The sequence below is a fragment of the Lichenicola sp. GTC18331 genome, assembly GCF_055386855.1.
The window spans coordinates 47,474-66,518 of sequence record NZ_AP045015.1 but is presented as its reverse complement, the minus strand read 5'-3'; the positions used below and the strand labels follow the sequence as shown (position 1 = coordinate 66,518).

At 67.6% G+C, this 19,045-nt stretch carries 17 protein-coding genes; 7 read left to right on the top strand and 10 right to left on the bottom strand.

All coding sequences use genetic code 11. The features are described 5' to 3' along the window. Window positions 1-25 precede the first annotated feature (25 nt). Window positions 26-994, bottom strand: coding sequence for a quinolinate synthase NadA (nadA, locus tag ACZ5BM_RS00280; RefSeq protein WP_498911704.1), 969 nt, complete (start codon window positions 992-994; stop codon window positions 26-28). Window positions 995-1,212: 218 nt separating this feature from the next. Beyond that, the gene (locus tag ACZ5BM_RS00275) at window positions 1,213-3,549 is read right to left on the bottom strand and encodes a TonB-dependent receptor (RefSeq protein ID WP_498909316.1); all 2,337 of its coding nucleotides are present in this window, start codon (window positions 3,547-3,549) and stop codon (window positions 1,213-1,215) included. A 296-nt stretch (window positions 3,550-3,845) separates the two neighbouring features. Between ACZ5BM_RS00275 and ACZ5BM_RS00270 the strand changes: the two genes are divergently transcribed. Continuing rightward, window positions 3,846-5,243: an alpha/beta hydrolase family protein gene (locus tag ACZ5BM_RS00270; protein ID WP_498909315.1), complete on the top strand. Its 1,398-nt coding sequence runs from the start codon at window positions 3,846-3,848 to the stop codon at window positions 5,241-5,243. A gap of 25 nt (window positions 5,244-5,268) precedes the next feature. On the opposite strand, the gene ACZ5BM_RS00265 is transcribed toward ACZ5BM_RS00270, so the two are convergent. Together ACZ5BM_RS00265 and ACZ5BM_RS00260 are read right to left on the bottom strand one after the other, a co-directional pair. Next, a complete protein-coding gene (locus tag ACZ5BM_RS00265; RefSeq protein ID WP_498909314.1) occupies window positions 5,269-6,006 on the bottom strand; it encodes a ribonuclease T2 family protein in 738 nt (245 codons plus the stop codon). Between the two features lie 14 nt (window positions 6,007-6,020). Next, window positions 6,021-6,941, bottom strand: a complete 921-nt coding sequence (locus ACZ5BM_RS00260) for an NUDIX hydrolase (protein WP_498909313.1) — start codon at window positions 6,939-6,941, stop codon at window positions 6,021-6,023. Window positions 6,942-7,078: 137 nt separating this feature from the next. Between ACZ5BM_RS00260 and ACZ5BM_RS00255 the strand changes: the two genes are divergently transcribed. Together ACZ5BM_RS00255 and ACZ5BM_RS00250 are read left to right on the top strand one after the other, a co-directional pair. Next, window positions 7,079-7,756: a carbonic anhydrase gene (locus ACZ5BM_RS00255; protein WP_498909311.1), complete on the top strand. Its 678-nt coding sequence runs from the start codon at window positions 7,079-7,081 to the stop codon at window positions 7,754-7,756. Continuing rightward, window positions 7,753-8,619: an endonuclease/exonuclease/phosphatase family protein gene (locus ACZ5BM_RS00250; RefSeq protein WP_498909310.1), complete on the top strand. Its 867-nt coding sequence runs from the start codon at window positions 7,753-7,755 to the stop codon at window positions 8,617-8,619. Before ACZ5BM_RS00255 ends, ACZ5BM_RS00250 begins: the two co-directional genes overlap by 4 nt. Window positions 8,620-8,642: 23 nt before the next feature. Here ACZ5BM_RS00250 and ACZ5BM_RS00245 read toward each other — a convergent pair whose 3' ends face one another. Then, the gene (locus ACZ5BM_RS00245) at window positions 8,643-9,434 is read right to left on the bottom strand and encodes a DUF2076 domain-containing protein (protein ID WP_498909309.1); all 792 of its coding nucleotides are present in this window, start codon (window positions 9,432-9,434) and stop codon (window positions 8,643-8,645) included. 63 nt (window positions 9,435-9,497) lie between these two features. Continuing rightward, window positions 9,498-9,935: a CoA-binding protein gene (locus tag ACZ5BM_RS00240; RefSeq protein ID WP_498909308.1), complete on the bottom strand. Its 438-nt coding sequence runs from the start codon at window positions 9,933-9,935 to the stop codon at window positions 9,498-9,500. Between the two features lie 80 nt (window positions 9,936-10,015). Here ACZ5BM_RS00240 and ACZ5BM_RS00235 point away from each other — a divergent pair, with 80 nt between their 5' ends. The 4 genes from ACZ5BM_RS00235 to ACZ5BM_RS00220 are packed head-to-tail and all read left to right on the top strand — an operon-like array spanning window position 10,016 to window position 14,824. Beyond that, window positions 10,016-10,942, top strand: coding sequence for a glycine--tRNA ligase subunit alpha (locus ACZ5BM_RS00235; RefSeq protein ID WP_498909306.1), 927 nt, complete (start codon window positions 10,016-10,018; stop codon window positions 10,940-10,942). Between the two features lie 4 nt (window positions 10,943-10,946). Continuing rightward, window positions 10,947-13,007 (top strand): glycine--tRNA ligase subunit beta, encoded by a 2,061-nt coding sequence (glyS, locus tag ACZ5BM_RS00230; RefSeq protein WP_498909305.1) that lies wholly within the window; start codon window positions 10,947-10,949, stop codon window positions 13,005-13,007. 20 nt (window positions 13,008-13,027) lie between these two features. After that, window positions 13,028-13,777: a Clp protease/crotonase-like domain-containing protein gene (locus tag ACZ5BM_RS00225; protein ID WP_498909304.1), complete on the top strand. Its 750-nt coding sequence runs from the start codon at window positions 13,028-13,030 to the stop codon at window positions 13,775-13,777. Window positions 13,778-13,789: 12 nt separating this feature from the next. Continuing rightward, window positions 13,790-14,824: an NAD(P)H-dependent flavin oxidoreductase gene (locus tag ACZ5BM_RS00220; protein WP_498909303.1), complete on the top strand. Its 1,035-nt coding sequence runs from the start codon at window positions 13,790-13,792 to the stop codon at window positions 14,822-14,824. A 10-nt stretch (window positions 14,825-14,834) separates the two neighbouring features. On the opposite strand, the gene ACZ5BM_RS00215 is transcribed toward ACZ5BM_RS00220, so the two are convergent. The 4 genes from ACZ5BM_RS00215 to infC all read right to left on the bottom strand — a co-directional run bounded on the left by ACZ5BM_RS00215 (window position 14,835) and on the right by infC (window position 19,028). Beyond that, window positions 14,835-15,623, bottom strand: coding sequence for a hypothetical protein (locus tag ACZ5BM_RS00215; RefSeq protein WP_498909302.1), 789 nt, complete (start codon window positions 15,621-15,623; stop codon window positions 14,835-14,837). A gap of 5 nt (window positions 15,624-15,628) precedes the next feature. Continuing rightward, the gene (locus ACZ5BM_RS00210; protein ID WP_498909301.1) at window positions 15,629-16,582 is read right to left on the bottom strand and encodes an NAD(P)H-dependent flavin oxidoreductase; all 954 of its coding nucleotides are present in this window, start codon (window positions 16,580-16,582) and stop codon (window positions 15,629-15,631) included. An 80-nt stretch (window positions 16,583-16,662) separates the two neighbouring features. Beyond that, on the bottom strand, window positions 16,663-18,390 hold the full coding sequence (locus ACZ5BM_RS00205) for a DUF885 domain-containing protein (RefSeq protein ID WP_498909300.1): 1,728 nt from the start codon (window positions 18,388-18,390) through the stop codon (window positions 16,663-16,665). A 116-nt stretch (window positions 18,391-18,506) separates the two neighbouring features. Further along, complete coding sequence (gene infC, locus ACZ5BM_RS00200; RefSeq protein WP_422864453.1) at window positions 18,507-19,028, bottom strand: translation initiation factor IF-3; 522 nt, start codon at window positions 19,026-19,028, stop codon at window positions 18,507-18,509. Window positions 19,029-19,045: the final 17 nt, after the last annotated feature.

Below are 19,045 nucleotides of genomic sequence, written 5' to 3'. Positions count from 1 at the left end.
TTTCGGTCCTTTGCCTGCGACCGGATCAGATCGCCAGCATGCGCTCCACGGCGGCGCGTGCGCGATCGGCCAGATGCGGCTCGATGGTGACTTCGGTGGTCATGGTTTCCAAAGCATGGCGGATCGCCGGCAGGGTGATCCGCTTCATGTGCGGACACAGATTGCAGGGGCGGATGAATTCGATCTTCGGGTGCTGCACGGCGAGGTTGTCGCTCATGGAGCATTCGGTGATGAGCACGACCTTCTCCGCCTTGCCGCTGGCGACGAAATCCGACATGTGCGCGGTGGAGCCTGCGAAATCGGCTTCGGCGACCACCTCCGGCGGGCATTCCGGATGCGCCAGGACGACCACGCCCGGGTGTTCCTCGCGCATCCGGCGGATCTCGCCCGGGGTGAAGCGCTCATGCACCTCGCAATGGCCGGCCCAGGTGATCATGCGGATGCCGGTTTCCTTGCCGATGTTCTGGGCCAGGAATTCGTCCGGGATCATGATGACGCTGTCGGTGCCGAGGCTTTCGACGATGCGCCTGGCGTTGCCGGAGGTGCAGCACATGTCGCTTTCCGCCTTCACCGCGGCCGACGTGTTCACGTATGTGACGACCGGCACGCCGGGATGGGCGGCGCGGAGGGCGCGCACGTCTGCGGCGGTGATGGAGTCCGCGAGCGAGCAGCCGGCCTGCATGTCCGGGATCAGCACGGTCTTGTTCGGATTGAGCAGCTTGGCGGTCTCGGCCATGAAATGCACGCCGGCCATGACGATCACGTCGGCTTCCACGGTCTGCGCCTCGCGGGCGAGAGCGAGGCTGTCGCCCACGATGTCGGAGACGCAATGGAAGATTTCCGGCGTCTGATAGTTGTGCGCCAGGATCACGGCATTGCGCTCGCGCTTCAAACGAAGGATCGCCTCGATGTCGTCCTCGAACAGCGCCCATTCCGCCGGCGGCACGACCCGGCTGACGCGATCGTAGAGCGACGGGATGCGTGGCGACACGATGTGGTTCACGAGGCCGGTTCCTAATTCTCAATCTGAGTATAAGGGTGGGTCGAGAAAAGGCGCCACCCAGCGCCTCGGCAAGAATGAGGGCATGGCGCGGCGTTTCGTCAAGAGGCCATGCGAAAACCCGCGCCCGGCCTGGGGCCAGAACGCGGGTTCGGAGGCGTCGGAAGACGACGATGCCCGCCCCGGCGACGACCGGGACGGGTGAGTGCCTTTCAGAAGTGCTTGCGCAGGGTGAAGAACACCATGCGCGGCGCGCCGCTCTGCAGGGTGGCGAAGGTGGCGGTCGGATCGTTGAAGACGAAACCGTTGGTGCCGACCGAGGCGACGTATTTCTTGTCGAACAGGTTGGTGACGTTCACCTGCGCGTCCACGCCGCGCAGCACGCCGGTGGCGTTCACGAAGCGGTAGCCGACGTTCAGGTTGAACACCGCGTTCGGGGCGACGACCTGATCGTTGGTGTATGTGTAGTAGCGGCGATCCTGGAACTGCATCAGCACGTTGCCCCAGATCTCGCCATTGTCGTAGCCGAGCTGGATGTTGGCGAGATTGCGCGGCGTGGCGACCACGTTCTTGCCCGAGGTGCGGTAGGTGGTGCTGCCCGAGGTGACGTCGTCGTTGTAGCGGCTGTCGTTGAAGGCGTAGGAGCCGTAGATCGACCAGTTCGGCGCGAATACGTAGTTCACGGCGGCCTCGATGCCGCGCGACGTGACGCCGCCGACATTGGCGAGCGCGGCTGCGTTGCCCTGGATTCCGGTGCCCTGGGTGATGGACAGGAGGCGGTTCTCGAACTCGACGTAGTAGCCGGTCAGAGAGGCCTGCAGATCGCGATCGTGGTAGCGCCAGCCGAGTTCTTCCGTGTACGACATCTCGGGGTCGATACGGCCCTTGATGGCGTTGTAGCCGGCGACGGTGGTGGCGAACGGGCTGGTGGCACCGGTGGCCGAATTGTCGAACGCCGCCATGTTGCGGGCGAAATCGCCGAAGATCTCGTTGTGGCGATTGATGCGGTAGTTCGCGCCCACCTGCGGCAGGAATCCGTTGCTGGCCTCGATGCTGCCAGACGGATGCGTGTTCGCTGTCGGCACGCCGAGATAGTTGCCCGGCAGCGCCTCGGCCGTGTCGTCGACGATCAGGGACTTGAAGCCGTAGTTCAGCTTCAGCGCCGGCATGATTTGCCATGTATCCTGCAGATGCACCTGATAGGTCTTGGTGCGGAAATTACCCTGCCAGGCAGTCTCATAGGAATTGCCGCGATACCAGTAGGTGCTGTTCGGCGTGCCCGACAGCGACAGCGGGTAGAAGCGCCGCGCCTGTTCGAAAATGTTGTTCTCGAACCAGAAGCCGCCTTCGATGGTGTGGTGGCCGATCTGATACGACAGGCTGCCGATGAAGCCTTCGCGATGGATGTCGTATTCGGTGGTGCGCGTGGACAGCGGCGAGCCGCCGAGCGAGGCCGGTGTCGGCGAATACGGCGTTACCCAGACGCCCTCGCCCGTGTTGGTGTGGCCGTACACCGTGGCGAAACCGCTCAGGCGGTTAGTGAAATGCGCGTCCAGGCGCCCGTAGCCGAGCACGTCCTCGCGCAGACCGGCGGCGTTGTAGTATTCCAGATCCTGCGGGCCGCCGCTGGTCGGTAGCAGGCCGGCCGGGAACGGCGTGTTGTTCTGGTAGGCGTAGGCGATCTGTTTCGCCAGCGCGTAATTGCCGGTGATGTTGTCGACGTCGTAGCCGTACTGGCGGATCGTCGCCGGCGACAGGTCCTGGTAGTCGTTCTCGCGTCGCAGCGAGTAGTCGCCGAACAAGGTCAGCTTGTATTTCTCGCCGATCGGCTGGACGAACTTCGCGTTCGCCTGCTGCTGCTTCTGGACGCCGTCGCCCTTCCACTTGTTGGCATCCTGGTAGTCGTAGCTGGCATAAAGCTTGCCGCCGCCGGGCAGGATGCCGGAATTGACGCGCAGGAAGGTGCGATAGGTTCCGGACGAGCCGACCGTGCCGGCGACGTCTGCGCCGAACTTGTCGCTCGGGTCGATCGAGGTGAACTGCACCGCGCCGCCGAGATCGTTGGAGGCAGCGACGCTCACCGCGCCCGCACCCTGCGCCAGAGTGGCCGCGCCGTTGTTCTCCGTTTGCAACGCACGACCGATCGAAAGACCATTATCGTTGCCGTAGGCGAGATTGCCGAGCGGAATCCCGTCCATGGTGAAGCCGAGACGGCTCTGGTCGAAACCGCGGATGATGATCTGCTGCGACCATTCGTAGGCGCCAAGCGGATCGGAGGCGGTGAACATCACGCCCGGCAACTTGCTCAGCACCTTCAGCGGGCTGGTGCCCGGTGCCACGGTCTGGATCGCCGTGCGCGTGATCGTCTGGGTCTGGCGCGAGGAGCCGTGACCAAGCACGACAACGGACTCTGACCCGGCATTGGCCGAAGCGATGCCGGTCTTGGCGGCAGGCGCGGCGGTATTCGCGGATGTGATCTGCGCCCGCGCGGCCGGCGCGCACAGGGCAAACATGCAGACATTGGCCAGCAGGAAATCTCGGATCTTCATCACTCTTCCGTTCCGCGACCGACCCGGCAGCCTTGTGGGTCTTCGATCGCGGCGGGAACCTATGGACGGGCGCCGATTCCGTCTCGTGATCGTTTCGTTACGCTCTATGTCTGCAGGAACCTCGGTCGGTTCATCAAACGGTCACACATCGTCAAGGACGCACCCTGGTCGTACGGGGTTGACAACGGCCCTGGAAGACGCGTCCAAATTCGGGCGACAGACAAACGGCCGTTTAAATGGCACGTTGGTTCTGTCCGACAAATAAATGAAGCAAGAACAACGACCCGGAGGAACCCATGAGAGTCCGTTTTTCGGCTCTGTTCGGCACGACGTTGCTGTGCGGCGCCTTGATCGGAGCGGCGCATGCGCAGCCGGTCCCCCTGCCCGGCCAGGACCCATTCTATGTCGCGCCGGCCAACCTGTCCCAGCTATCCAACGGCGCGCTGATCCGCGAGCGGCCGGCCAATTTCGGGTTGAGCCCGGCCGGTCTGGCGTCGACCCTGGCCGGTTATGCCGGCGCCGATCTCGGCGGGCTCCTGCCGCAGCTGGTGCAGGCGGTGGCGAACGGCTTCGTCACCTATCAGGTGCTCTACAAATCGACCGACGGCGCCGGCCAGCCGGTGGCCGAGGCGGCGACCATCCTGGTGCCGAACATTCCCTGGTACGGCACCGGCTCGCGACCGCTGGTATCGTATCAGACGGCGGAGGATTCCGCGTCGAACAACTGCCAGCCTTCTTATGTGATCCAGACCGGGTTCCTGGCCCAGGGCGGCGGCGCTCTGTCCGGCTCGCTGGAATCGCTGTTCGGTCTCACCGCCCTGCTGAAGGGCTATGCGGTGGTCTACCCGGACTATGAGGGTCCGCAATCGCAATGGCTGGCCGGCCCGCAGGCGGCGCATGCGACGCTGGACGGCGTGCGCGCCGTGCTCCAGTCCGGACATGGCTTCTCGGCCAGCACCAAGGTCGCGCTGTGGGGTTATTCCGGCGGCGGCGGCGCCACCGGCTGGGCGGCGGCGCTCGCCAAGCAATATGCGCCGGATCTGAACATCGTCGGCGCTGCAGTGGGCTCGCCGTCCAACGGCACCCTCTCCACTGTGCTGAACAACCTGAATGGCGGGTTGCTGAGCGGATTCGTGGCGACCGGTCTGGTCGGTCTGTCGCGTGCGGAATCCGATCTCGACGTCACCCGCTATCTGAACGATCGCGGTCTCGCCTTGCTGAAAGGCGCCGGTGATCCGAACAAGTGCCTGGTGCAGGAGATCACCAGCTACGCCACCATGGGCAAGATCGAGGCCTACACCAAGACGCCGCAGACGCCATTCACCAGCATCCCTGTGGTGAAGCAGATTCTCGATCGCAACAGCCTGTCTGTGCAGACCACGACGCCGAAGATTCCCGTTCTGTCCTATGCGGATAATTTCGACGACGTGATCCCGATCTCGTCCACCAATGACATGACCAAGCGCTGGTGCGCCGCCGGTTCGCCTGTGGAGGTGATGCGCTATTCGACGCCGGTGGTGGTCGATCCGACGCAGCTGCTGATCCATGTGGTCGGCGCCGTGGAAGGCACGACCAGCGCGCTCAGCTATCTGACCGCGCGCTTCAACGGCGACACGCCGCGCAACGATTGCAGCGCGGCGTTCGCCTGGGACAATCCCCTGAAGATTCCGTATCTGCCCGGGATCGTGAAGTAGAGACCGGCCGGCGCGCTTCCGCGGTTCAGTTCCAGGACGGGACCGTGAAGTGCGCCGGGCAGTTATCCTGCGGCACCGGAGAGTCCATCAGACTGTCCGGTGCCGGAAAGTCCGCGATCCTGTCATGACGGATCGTGATCCAGAGCTGCGACAGAACCGCGCTGCCGTCGTGATCGACATGACATTGCAGTTGCAGCGCGCGCGGATGATCGGTGTGGAAATCGCGTGCGAACGCGGCCAGAAGATCGGTGCGCGCGACGTCGTGGCCGGTATCGGCGACGAGTTCGGTGCCGAACGGGCTGTTCGCGACCAGGTCGCGCATCGCGATCGCGGTCTGGAAGAATTCCGGCGTGTCGAAGCCGAAGCACTGAACGTGCTTGTCGTATTCGTGCCTGAGCAGATCATGCGCGGTTTGCGGCATGATGGCGGCGAGACGGCGTCGCAGCGCGATCGGCATGGACGGATAGGCGCGGCTGCGATGGAAATAGTCGCAGCCTTTGGCCCACCATTCCTTGTTCTCGATGCCGCGCGCGCGCAGCGTGTCCGGCAGAGACGCCCAGAGCCCGTGCAGGCCGATCGGCGAGGTGCGCGCGGTCTCTGCCGTGCAGCTTCCTTCGGCGCAGAAGCCGGGAGTCCAGCTCAGGGCCAAAGTGTAATGGTCGAAATCGCCGTGCTGGGCGGGTTCCAGATCCGGCACCGCCGCCGAGGCGGCGACGGGTGCGGCCAGAAGCACGGTGCAGGCGAGCAGGATGGTGCGGAGCATGGGGCGGTTTCCGATCATCGCGTGGGCAGAAGGGGAAGCTTGGTGCCGACGATCGCCCTCGCCTCGAGGATCTCGCGCCGGAAGCGGAACAGTTTGGCCGGGCGGCCGGGACGGTCGGCGCTGATCTGGCCGGTATCCTCGATCAGGTTCTGCTGCGCGATCAGGCGGCGGAAATTCGGCTTGTGCAGACGCACGCCCGACAGCGCCTCCACCGTATCCTGGAGTTCGAGAAAGGTGAACCGTTCCGGCAGCAGCTCGAAGAAGACGGGCCGGTAGGTGATCTTGGCGCGCAGCCGGGCGATGCCGGTGGCCAGGATGCGGCGATGGTCGCGCGGCATCGGCCGCCCCGCCGGTTCGAACGGCGCGCCGCCGGCTTCCGGCACCAGACCGGCCTCGAACAGAAGCTCGTAGCGCTGGAGCACCAGCTCGTCCTGCCAGTGTTCGGCGGAAAACGCGCCGTCCACCCTCTGGCGCCTCGCCTCGCGCAGCGCGTCGGGCGCGTCCCGGCACCAATCGGCCAGTCGCGCCGACAAGGCGGCCAGAAGGCGCCGTCCCGCCTCGCCGCGCTGGTCCTCCCACGGGAAATGCGCGTACCAGTCCACCCAGCCGGTTTCCTCCGGCGTGGTGCGCGTGAGCGCCAGATAGGAGATCGAGATCGCCCGCACCGGATCGCCGAGCCCCCCGCCCCGTTCACGCGTGCGATCGCGATCGGCGAAGGTGTAGAGTTGTTCGACATGGCCGAGCGGATGACGCGTGGTGTGTTCCACCCAGGCGCGCAGCCCGGCCTGGAGCGAGCGGTGTTCCGGCGCCAGCGGCCCGGCCGGCAGGGCGCCGTCGGCCAGGGTCAGCACCGCGGGCACGACGCCGCGCCCGTCCGGCGCCGGCTGCACCGCGACCAGCACCGCCGTCAGGTCCGCCTTGAACGCCGCTTCCATGGTCCCGCCCTTTCCCGCCGGCCCATGGCTCCGGCATGATGCATCCTGCGCCGTCCGGTTCCGAACCGGCGGCGCTTTCCGCATCTACCGGCTCAGGGGCGCCCGGCCCAGGGGCTTTCGGCTGGAAGGATCGTTCCATGACCGCGCCGCGTCCGCCTCATGAACTCTTGTCGCTGCTCGAAGGCGTGCAGGATTTCGCCACGCGGGTTTATCCCGAAAAGCGCGACCTGTTCGACACGCTGGCGCAGGGCCAGGCGCCGCACACGCTGCTGATCGCCTGTGCGGACAGCCGCGTCAGCCCCGGGCTGATCACGCAGAGCGAACCGGGCAAGCTGTTCGTGCTGCGCAATATCGGCAACATCGTGCCGCCCTACGGCGAGATGCTGGGCGGCGTGTCGGCGGCGATCGAGTATGCGGTGCTGGCGCTGGGCGTGCGCAACATCATCGTCTGCGGCCATTCCGATTGCGGGGCGATGAAGGCGCTGCTCGATCCGGCGGGGAGCGGACTCGACACCATGCCGACCGTGTCGTCCTGGCTGCGTCACGCCGATGCGGCGCATGCGGTGTGCGAGGCGCTGCATCCCGGGCTGGACGGCGCGGAGAAGCTCCAGGCGGTGGCGGAACAGAACGTGCTGTTGCAGCTCGATCATCTGCGCACCCATCCGGCGGTGGCCGCGCGGGTGGCGGACGGGCGTCTGTTGCTGATGGGCTGGCTCTACGACATCGCCACCGGCACCGTCCGCGTGTTCGACGGCACCAGCCGCGACGCGCGCACGGTGTCCGAGGCGATCGACACGCTGCGCGCCGGCGCATGAAGCGGTTTCTCGGCGCCGTTCTGCTGCTGGCCGGGCTGGCCGCGCCGGCCGTCGCGGAGACGCCGTCCGGCGGGTTTAAGATCGCCACCTGGAACGTGGAATGGCTGACCCAGCGCGGCGCACTGTTGCCGCCGGACGCCGCGCCGAAGCGCGACGACGACATCGCCACGCTGTCCGGCTACGCGTCGCGTCTGGATGCCGACGTGGTGGCGCTGGAGGAGGTGGACAGCCTCGATCTGGTGGCGCGGATCTTTCCACCGGAGCGCTACCAGCTCTTCATCACGGGCGATCCGGTGCTTCAGAAGGTGGCGCTGGTGGTCCGCCGCGGCATCGCCGTGGAGCGCCATCCCGATCTCACCGCGCTCGACGTGATCCCGGATGCGAAATACCGGCTCCGCTCCGGCCTCGACGTCTCGCTGTCGCTGGACGGCAAGACCTTGCGCGTGCTGGCGGTGCATCTGAAGAGCGGCTGCTTCGACGGGCCGTTGCAATCGTCGCCGCGCAATGCGTGCCGCAAGCTGATGCTGCAGCTTCCTGTTCTGCAGGACTGGATCAGGGCTCGCGCCGCAGAAGGCGTGGCGTTCGCGGTGATCGGCGATTTCAATCACCATCTTCAGCCCGGCGATCCGCTGCTGGCCGGGCTGGAGACCGCCGCCCCGATGCTGGTGGCGACGGCGGGAAATGCCAGCCCGTGCTGGGGCGGCGAGGATTTCATCGACCAGATCCTGCTGGGCGGTCCTGCCGCGCGCTGGGAGGTGCCGGACAGCCTCCGGGTGATGGTGTATCGGGAAACCGACCCGGAGATGAAGGAACGCCTATCCGATCATTGTCCGGTGTCAGTCAGGATGCGGCCGAACGGGTGAGTCCGTCCGGCCGCATCAGGCAATCAGAAATTGTCGTCGCCGCCCCAGTCGCCACCGCCGCCGAAATCGCCGCCGCCGCCGTTGAAGTCGGGATCGATGTCGCCGCCGCCATTGTTGAACGGATCGCCGCCGACGCCGCCGGCATCACCGTAGTTGTTGTTGATGATCGTCTCGCCGCCACCGAATTCACCGCCGCCGAAGCCGCCGCCGCCGTGATGGCCGTCGAACATGTCCATCAGCAGGTTGCCGGCCACCATGCCGCCGGCCACGCCGGCCGCGGTGGTCAGCGCCGAGCCGAGGAAGCCGGAGCCCTGGCGCTGGAACATGCCGGGCTGGTAGCCGGGCGGATAGCTCGGTGCGGGCGGCGGCGCGGCCTGGTAGCCACCCGGATAGCCGCCGGCATAGCCCTGCCCGCCCTGCTGTCCGCCCCAGCGCGGTGGGGGGGCCTGGTTCTGGTTCTGCTGGCCGCCGCCGAACAGGCCGGAGAAGAAGCCGCCGCCGCGGTTCTGCTGCCCCTGGGGCTGGGCGCCGCTCTGCAGCTGGGCCTGCGCCTGCTGCAGCTCCCATTCCAGGCGCTTGATTCGGTTCTGCGCTTCGGCGAGCGCCGCTTCCTGCACCACGGCCATCTGGGTGATGCGATAGGGCGCCTCGGGGAAGCGGTTGAAATTGTCGCGTATGGTGCGGTCGGCCTCCGGGTCGATCGGCGGCAGGGCGGTGCGCGTTTGCGGCACGCTGCCGAAGCCGCCGCCGCTACTCTGCCCGCCGCCGACGCGGGCGACGAAGCGTTCGATGAGGTCGCGTTCTTCGTTGGTCATGGGATGTTCATCCGGGTTTGGTGGACGAAAAGTCGTGGCGGGGATGGTGCGCGTCAAGCGCCCCTACGGTTCGACCGGCGGGAGGCCGAGGCGGGGGATCTCGATCTTCGGGCAGCGATCCATCACCACGACCAGACCCGCCGCCCGGGCCTTGGCGGCGGCGCGCTCATGCACGAGGCCCAGCTGCATCCAGACGCTGCGCGCGCCGAGACGGATGGCATCGTCCACCGCCGCCTCGATCTGATCCAGGCTGCGGAACAGATCGACCATGTCGAGCGGCCCCGCCTCGTCCAGCGAGCTGACGACGGTGCGGCCGTGGATGGATTGCCCTGCGAGCCCCGGATTGACCGGCGTCACGTCGTAGCCATGGCGCACCAGCATCGCCAGAACGCCATTGGAGGGCCGTTCCGGCTTGTTGGAGGCGCCGACCAGTGCGATCCGTCGCGTCTCCCGCAGGAGCCGCGCGATCGCGTCGTCGTCTAGTCCGTCTGCGCTTGGCATGGCGTTTCCGTTCCCGCTTCCTTGCCGGGGTTCGGCCGCTTGCCTATGGTGCCGCCCCCTCTTGCCGGAGCGAACACGGAATGGAAACGGCGGTCGCGCGAGCCCCCGATCACACGGAAACGGCGCGGAACGGTTCGCGTTCCACGCCCCGGAAAGGCGCCCTGTCGTTCCAGGACCTGATCCTCACGCTGCATCGCTTCTGGGCCGACCAGGGCTGCGCGATCCTGCAGCCCTACGACACCGAGGTCGGTGCCGGCACGCTGCATCCGGCCACCTCGCTGCGCGCGCTCGGCAACACGCCCTGGCGCACCGCCTATGTGCAGCCCTGCCGCCGCCCCTCCGACGGACGCTATGGCGAGAACCCGAACCGTCTGCAGCACTACTACCAGTATCAGGTGCTGCTGAAGCCGACCCCGGCGGAAAGCCAGGCGCTGCTGCTGGACAGCTATCGCGCCATCGGCATCGACCCGCTGGAGCACGATATCCGCTTTGTCGAGGACGATTGGGAGAACCCGACCATCGGCGCCTGGGGCCTGGGCTGGGAGGTCTGGTGCGACGGCATGGAGGTGACGCAGTTCACCTATTTCCAGCAGGTCGGCGGCATTCCCACCGTTCTGCCCTCCACCGAGCTCACCTACGGGCTCGAGCGTCTGGCGATGTACGTCCAGGGGGTCGAGAACGTCTACGATCTCGATTTCAACGGCCAGGGCCTGCGCTACGGCGACGTGTTCCTGCGCGCCGAGCGCGATTACTCGCGGCATAATTTCGAGCTGTCCGACACGGAGATGCTGCTGCGCCACTTCGCCGATGCCGAGCGCGAATGCGCCAGCCTCGTGAAGCACGGCGTGGCCCAGCCGGCCTACGACCAGTGTTTGAAGGCCAGCCATCTGTTCAATCTGCTCGACGCGCGCGGGGTGATCTCCGTGTCCGAGCGCGCTTCCTTTATCGGCCGTGTCCGCACCCTCGCCCGCGCCTGCGCCGAGGAATGGCTGCGGGGCGAGGGCTGAGATCATGAGCGAGCTGTTCATCGAACTGTTCTGCGAAGAGATCCCGGCGCGCATGCAGGCGCCGGCGGCCGAGCAACTCGAACGTCTGCTGACCGAGGCATTGTCGTCGCTGGCGCCCGCCGCCGCGCGACGCTGGTGGGGCCCGCGACGCATCGCCGTGTCGCTTCAGGTGGCCGAGTCCGTCGCCGCCAGCGCCAGCACCGAGCGTGGTCCGCGCGAGGGCGCGCCGGAACAGGCCCTGGCCGGGTTCCTGCGCAAGCACGGCGCCGAGCGCGACGCGCTGACGCTGGAAAACGGCTTCTGGGTGCTGTCGAAGCAGAGCCCGGCCGTGGAGGCGTCCGCCCTGGTCGCGCAGATCATGCCTGGGCTGCTGCGCCGTTTCTCCTGGCCGAAATCCATGCGCTGGGGCGGCACCAGCGCCTTCGCCTGGGTGCGCCCCCTGCGTCGCATCACCTGCCTGCTCGACGGCGCCGTGGTGCCGTTCGATCTCGCCGAGGGCGAGGATGACGGGCATGGGCTGCGCTCCGGCAACGAGACCGAAGGCCATCGCTTCCTGTCCCCTGCCGCCTTCGCCGTGTCCGGCGCCGACGATTGGGCGGCGAAGCTGGCGGCGGCGCATGTGGTGGTGGATGCCGCCGAGCGTCGCCAGCGTCTGGGCGACGAGCTGGCCCGGCTCACCGCCGCGCGCGGCCTGTCCGTGGTGCCGGATGCGGGTCTGGAGGACGAGGTCGCCGGTCTGGTCGAGTTCCCGGTCGCGCTGATCGGCCGCATCGACGACAGCTTCATGGATCTGCCGCCGGAGGTGATGCAGGTCTCCATGCGGGTGAACCAGCGCTATTTCGCCCTGCGCGGTGCGGACGGCGCGGCGGCGCCGTTCTTCGGCTTCATCGCCAACCATGCGCCGGAGGATGGCGGCGTCACCATCGTCGCCGGCAACGAGCGCGTCCTGCGCGCCCGCTTCTCCGATGCGCGCCATTTCTGGGATCTGGACCGCACCACCCGCCTCGCCGACCGCGTCGCGGCGCTGGATGCGGTGACGTTCCATGCCAAGCTCGGCACCCAGGGTGCGCGGGCGCAGCGTCTGGAGCGTCTGGCCGCGTCGATCGCGGAACGGATCGGCACCGACCCTGTGCAGTCCGCTCGCGCCGCTCTGCTGGCCAAGGCCGATCTCACCACCGGCATGGTCGGCGAGTTCCCCGAGCTCCAGGGCGTGATGGGCGGCTACTACGCGCGTCATGACGGCGAAGGCGACGCGGTCGCCGATGCGGTGGCGCAGCACTACCAGCCGCGCGGCCCCGGCGATGCGGTGCCGACCGCGCCGGTCGCGATCGCGGTGGCCTTGGCCGACAAGATCGACACGCTGGCCGGGTTCTTCGCTGCGGGCGAGCGCCCCGGCGGCTCGGGCGATCCGTATGCGCTGCGACGCGCCGCCCTGGGCGTGATCCGCATCCTGCGCGAGAACGGGTTGCGACTCGATCTGCACGCCGTGTTCGCAGGTGCGGCCGACGCCTATCCGGAGGCGCTGCGCGGGTCGGACGATCTCGCTCTGCTACCGGGCTTCATCGCCGAGCGCCTGCGCGTGCAGCTTCGCGCCGAGGGCTCGCGCCACGACGTGCTGGAGGCCGTCTCCGCTACCGGGCGCGACGGCGATCTGGTACGCCTGCTCGCCCGCACCGACGCGGTCGCCGCGCTTCTCGGCACCGAGGACGGCGTGAACCTGCTCGCCGCGGCCAGACGCGCCGCCAACATCCTGCGCATCGAGGAGAAGAAGGACGGACCGCATGACGGTGCGGTCGACCCGGATCTGCTGGATCAGGACGAGGAGCGCGCCCTGCTCGCCGCCCTGGACGGCGCCGCCCCGGCGATCGCGGACTCGCTCGCAGCCGAGCGTTTCCCGGAGGCCATGTCGGCGATGGCGGGCTTGCGCGCGCCGCTGGACCGGTTCTTCGATGCGGTGATGGTCAACGATCCGAGGCCGGATGTGCGGCGGAACCGCCTGCGCCTTCTGTCGCGGATCCGCGAAACAACCAGCCGCGTGGCCGATTTCGGCGCGATCGAAGGCTGACCGACGGGAGAAAACGAGCCATGACCGATGTGCGTGCCCTTGAAGACAACGGCGTCCTGCATCTGGTCATGGACCGGCCCGCGAAGAAGAACGCGCTGACCGGCGCGATGTATCACGCGCTGTCGGACGGTCTGGAGCGGGCCGGGGCGGCCGACGCGATCCGCGCCGTGCTGATCTCCGGCGCAGGCGACGCGTTCAGCGCCGGCAACGACGTGGCCGATTTCCTGGCCAGCGGCGCGTCCACCGCCGCCGATGCGCCCTCGGTGCGCTTCATCCTGGCGCTCACCCGCTTCGCCAAGCCGCTGGTGGCCGCCGTGCAGGGCAATGCGGTCGGCATCGGCACCACCATGCTGCTGCATTGCGATCTGGTGTTCGCGGACGAGACGGCGCGCTTCGCCACCCCGTTCTCCAGGCTGGGTCTGGTGCCGGAGGCCGGCTCGAGCCTGCTCCTGCCTGCCCGGATCGGCCCCGTCCGCGCCAACGCCATGTTGCTGCTCGGCGAAGCGATGGACGCGACCACGGCCTTTGCCGCCGGGCTGGTGAACGCCGTGGTTCCAGCCGGGACCGTGCTCGCGCATGCCCGCAAGCAGGCCGAGACCCTTGCCGCCCTGCCGCCCGCCGCGCTCCGCGCTTCCAAGAGACTGATCCAGGGCGACCGCAATGCGTTGGAAGAGCGGATCGATGCCGAACTGGAAGCGTTCGGCACGGCGCTGCGGTCCGAGGAAGCCCGCGCCGCCTTCAACGCCTTTCTGAGCCGCGCCAAGGGCTGAGCGGCAGCGAGGATGCCGCGCGCCCGGTCCCTGCCGGCAGCACTGTTCGGCGACGGCCTGATCCAGGCGCCGATGGCCGGTCTGACAAACGCCGCTTTCGTCGCCGCCTGCTGCCGGGCCGGCGTGCTCGGCTCGCTCGGCGCCGGCGGTCTGCAACCGGAGACGATCCGGGGCGAGATCGCGGCGATCCGCGCTGCGACCGATCGACCATTCAACATCAACCTGTTCGTGATCGACTCGCGCGACGGCGCCGCCGTGCCCGAGGCCGAGCAGGACGCGCTGGTCGCCTATTGCCGCGCCCATGACCTGCCCTTCGCCGTGCCGGAGCGGTTCGCCCCGTGTTTCCGCGACCAGTTCGACGCCGTTCTGGAGGCAGCACCGCCCGTCGCCAGCTTCACCTTCGGCATCCTGGACCGCGCCGATCTCGCCGCTCTTCATGCGCGCGGCGTGTTCGTGGTCGGCACCGCCACCGGCCGGGCAGAGCTGGAAGCGTGGCAGGAGCGCGGTGCGGATGCGGTCTGCGTGCAGGGCGTCGAGGCCGGCGGTCATCGCGGCAGCTTCCTGCACCCCGATCGGCGCGACGGGCTCGACGCGCTGCTGGCGGAGCTGGCACCGATCGCCCGCATGCCGCTGATCGCCGCGGGCGCGATCATGAATGGCGCGGCGGTGGTGGCGAAGCGCCGCCTCGGCGCGTCGGCCGTGCAGATGGGCACGGCCTTCCTGTGCTGCGACGAGGCGCCGACGCCCGCCGCCTATCGCGACGCTCTCCTGGCCGGCGGCGAAACGGTGCTGACCGAAGCGTTCTCAGGACGCTGGGCGAGGGGGCTTCGCAACGGCTTCATCCGGCATTTCGAGGCGGCGATGGTCTCGCCCTATCCGATCCGCAACGCGTTGACGCAGATGCTGCGGAAGACCGCGACCGCGCGCGGCGACACCGAGAACATGTCGCTCTGGGCCGGTACCGGCGTCGGCGCCGTCCGCGCCCTGCCGGTCGCGGATCTCGTGGCTACGCTCCGCGCAGAGATCGACGCTTCTCGTTCTGCCTGAGAGGGCGCGCTCAGGGACCGTCGAGCGAAGACCATCCCAGCAGACTGTGGTGCAGAACGGAGCGGAACTGCTCCAGCCCTTCTTGGTCGCTGAAACCGATATACTGCGACACGTCCTGGCTGATCGCCACCGTTTCGATCCGCAGCCTGTCGTCGATCCAACGTGTTTCGGCGCTCAGGATCAGGAAGCGCGTCCAGCTTCTGCGCAAAAGCAGCGCGTCCCCATCCAGATAGACCCACCAGCGGTCATCCATGGAGGCAGGGCGGCATCCCATCGCCACCAGACGGGATTCCCAGGGGGTCAGCGTTCGGTCGAACGGGACTGTCCGCATGCTGACGGGCGGCGGCGGGAGTTCGGCTGCAGCATAGGCACGCAGCGCGAAATCGCCGATCTCGTTTTCGGTCGCGCCGAACAGACCGCGCAGATAATCGGCGGCGCTCCAAACGGCGGACAGCCCGAACATCGGCCAGGCCGGCGACCGCGCCGCCAACAGGCGCGGACAGGAGGCGGAGAGCCAATCGGCCGTGCATGAAGCGATCGTCGCCACCCGGAGACTGCCATCCAGGTCGCGATAGGTACCGACGATCAGCTCCGACCTGTGCAACTGTATCCGCAGCACGAGCGTGCGATGGGCCGGACAGCGCGGCACCAGCACCTCGATGAAGCGCAGATGAAGCTCGCTCAGCCCATTCCCGCGGGGCTTTACGTCGCAGAGAAAGATCGGCGACGCGCCCCATCCCGGAATGCGGAAGGGCTGCTCGCTCCATCCCCACCATTGCCCGGCTTCGAGATGCAGCATCTCGGTCAGCCCAGCAGACGCGTCCTCGCCGCCCGGTATTCGCGGTCGAGACGGGCGACCAGTTCGGCGGCCGGCAGCACGGCGTCGATCGCGCCGATCCCCTGCCCGCTGCCCCAGACGTCGCGCCAGGCCTTCACCAGCCCGTCACCGAAATTCATCTTGCTCGGATCGGAAGAGGGCAGCGCCTCAGGATCGAGCCCGGCGGCGCGGATCGAGTTCTTCAGGTAGTTGCCCGGCACGCCGGTGAAGAGATCGGAATACACGATGTCCGCGGCATGGTCGGTGACCACCATGCGTTTATAGTCCGGCGCCGCGTTGGCCTCCTCCGTGGCGATGAAGGCCGAGCCGACATAGGCCAGATCGGCGCCCATCGCCTCTGCGGCGAGCACGGCGTCGCCTGTGGCGATGGCGCCGGACAACGCCAGCGGACCGTCGAACCAGCGCCGGATCTCGCCGATCAGGGCGAAGGGCGACAGGGTGCCGGCATGGCCGCCCGCCCCGGCCGCCACCGCCACCAGCCCGTCTGCGCCCTTCTCGACCGCCTTGCGGGCGAACGCGTCGTTGATGATGTCGTGGAACACGATGCCGCCATAGGAATGCACGGCCTCGTTCACTTCGGGCCTGGCGCCCAGCGACGTGATGACGATCGGCACGCGATGCTGCACGCAGAGCGCCAGATCCTGCTCGATCCGAGTGTTGGAGCGGTGCACGATCAGGTTGATCGCGAAGGGTGCCGCCCTCTGCCCGGGATGGGCCGCGTCGTGCTCAGCCAGCGCCGTCGTGATCTGGGTGAGCGCCGCGTCCAGCGCCTCGGTGGTGCGGGCGTTAAGCGACGGCATGGCGCCGACCACGCCCGCCTTGCATTGCGCGATCACCAGCGCCGGCGTGGACACGATGAACAAGGGCGCCGCCATCATCGGCAGGCGCAACCGCCCACGCAGAACAACGGGAAGGGTCATGGCGTTCTCTCCAAACGGCCGTTTGACACGGCTCGGGCGAACGCTAGCAGCCCTTCCCGCCGCGCGGGAAGCCGGTTCGGTCAGAGCAGCGGTGCGTCCTGTCCGGTCATCTCGCGCCGGATGATCCGCATCGGCATCAGCCCCGCGCCCAGCAAGGCGTCGTGGAAGCGCTGGAGAGAGAATGTCGGCCCTTCCGCCCGCTGCTGATCGTCGCGCAGATGCAGGATCATCAGCTTGCCCAGCGTGTAGGCGTAGTATTCCGGGTCTTCGGTGCCGCGACGCGCTTCCTTGGCGGCGGCGGCACCCGACTGGAAGCACTGCGTCCGCATCATCGCGGTGGCGTCGGCGAGGCTCATCCCCTCCGCATGCATGCCGAACGCGGCCAGCAGGCGGCAATCGCGCAGGAGCGCGTCCTGGAGCTGCATCAGATGCAGCTTCGGATCGTGGTCGCGCAGCCCCTGCTCCACCATCATCTGCTCGGAATAATGCGCCCAGCCTTCCGTGGTCGCGTAGGAGCTGGCCAGCTTGCGGATCAGCGACCAGCCCGGATTGTGATGAAGATAGAGCGACTGCACGAAATGGCCCGGCATGGCCTCGTGCACGGTAATGTTCAGCAGCAGCGGCCGGTTCAGATCCTCCAGCGCCTCGCGCTGTTCGGCGGCTGGCGCGGACGGGTCCGGCGGCGTGACGTTGTAGAACGCGGTCTGCGCGCCCGGCCGCGTGCTGTGCTCCAGCGCGCCGGGCCAGTCCATCGCCGCGGTGATCAACGAACGGCCGAAAGGCGGCGTCTCGATCACCCGCGGCAGGGTATGCGAGGGCAGCGTGACCAGCGCATGCGCCATCACGAATTGCTGCAGGCCGTCGAGCTGCGATTGCGCTGTCGCGATCAGCCGGTCGGCGGCGGGATGATCGGCACGCACCACGGACAAAGCCTGATCCGGCGCCGTCGGGTCCACCTGCTTCTCGGCCGCGAGGAAATCGGCGTGGTCGCGCGCGAGCTGCGCCCGTCCCGCGGCGACCACGGTCTCGATCGGCAGATCGACCAAATCGGCCGACAGCATCGCCTGCATGGTGTCGCGGCCCAGCACGAAGCTGCCGGACGGTTTCACGGCGTCCAGATCGTCCTGGAACCGGTGCAGGGCGGCGACCACGTTGCGGCTGGCCTCGGCCAGGGCCTGCTGCCGCTTCGGGTCGTCCACCCCGCGGAAGGCGGCATGCACGTCATGCGTGACGAACGAGAACGAGCCGGCGAGATCCTCTCGGGCGATGTCGCGGAACTCCGCCGGAACCGTGGTGAGCTGAGTGCGTGCCTGATCCAGCATCGCCGGCATGGCGCGCTCACGGGCGATCGCCGCATCCATGCGCCGGTCCAGAGGCGCGAAATCGCGCTCGATCAGCGAATACAGGGCGCTGGTGAGCGAGGACACATAGAAATCGGGGTCGTGGCGCTGCGGCTGGATGCGCTCGTCGGTGATCAGGATGCGGGCGATCTCTCCGTCCAGCGTTTCGGCCTCGTCGCGCTCGCGCGGCGACAAGGTCTTGCCGGCCAGAAGCGCCCGCAGCGAAGCCCGCTCGCGATGCAGCCGGGCATCGCGCGCGGCGAAACCGGCCAGCGACACATCGTTCAGGCGCCCGTCGCCGGAATGAACCCCGGTCTGGGTCGCCGTCACAGGGTTGAACGCCCACTCGGCCTGGTAATGCGCCTGCGCCAGCGCCTCGAGCGGCGTGTCCGCCCGCGCCGCGAGACACGGCCCCGTCGCGAACATCGCGCCGCACAAAAGCAGGAAACGCAGATTATACGATCTCATGGCGCAACGAGTGCACGAAACGCGCCGTATCGACAAGGCACTCCGGAACGCAAACCGCCCTGCCCGTCATGGCGACGGACAGGGCGGCGAATGCGAAGATCGGCGAAGAAGACCGCTCAGCGCGGCGACAGCACCATGATCATCTGACGGTTTTCCATGCGCGGCATCTGCTCGACCTTGGCACGCTCGTCGAGATCGCCGCGAATGCGCTCGAGCACCTTCACGCCGAGATCCTGGTGCGCCATTTCGCGACCACGGAAACGCAGGGTCACCTTGACCTTGTCGCCTTCCTCGATGAACGACTTCATCGCGCGCATCTTAACCTGGTAGTCGTTCTCGTCGATGTTCGGACGAACCTTGACTTCCTTGATCTCGATGACTTTTTGCTTCTTGCGCGCCTCGTTCTTCTTCTTCTGCTGCTCGTACTTGAACTTGCCGTAGTCGAGGATCTTCACGACCGGCGGTTCGGCGTTCGGGCTGATTTCCAGAAGGTCGAGGCCCACGGAGAAGGCGCGCTGGAGCGCATCGCGTGTGGTCATCACGCCCTGCATCTCGCCCTCCTCATCGATCAAACGAACGGTGGGGACGCGGATCTCTTCGTTGACGCGGGGGCCCTCGCGAGTCGGCGGCGCGGGCATCGGGGGTCTGGCTATTG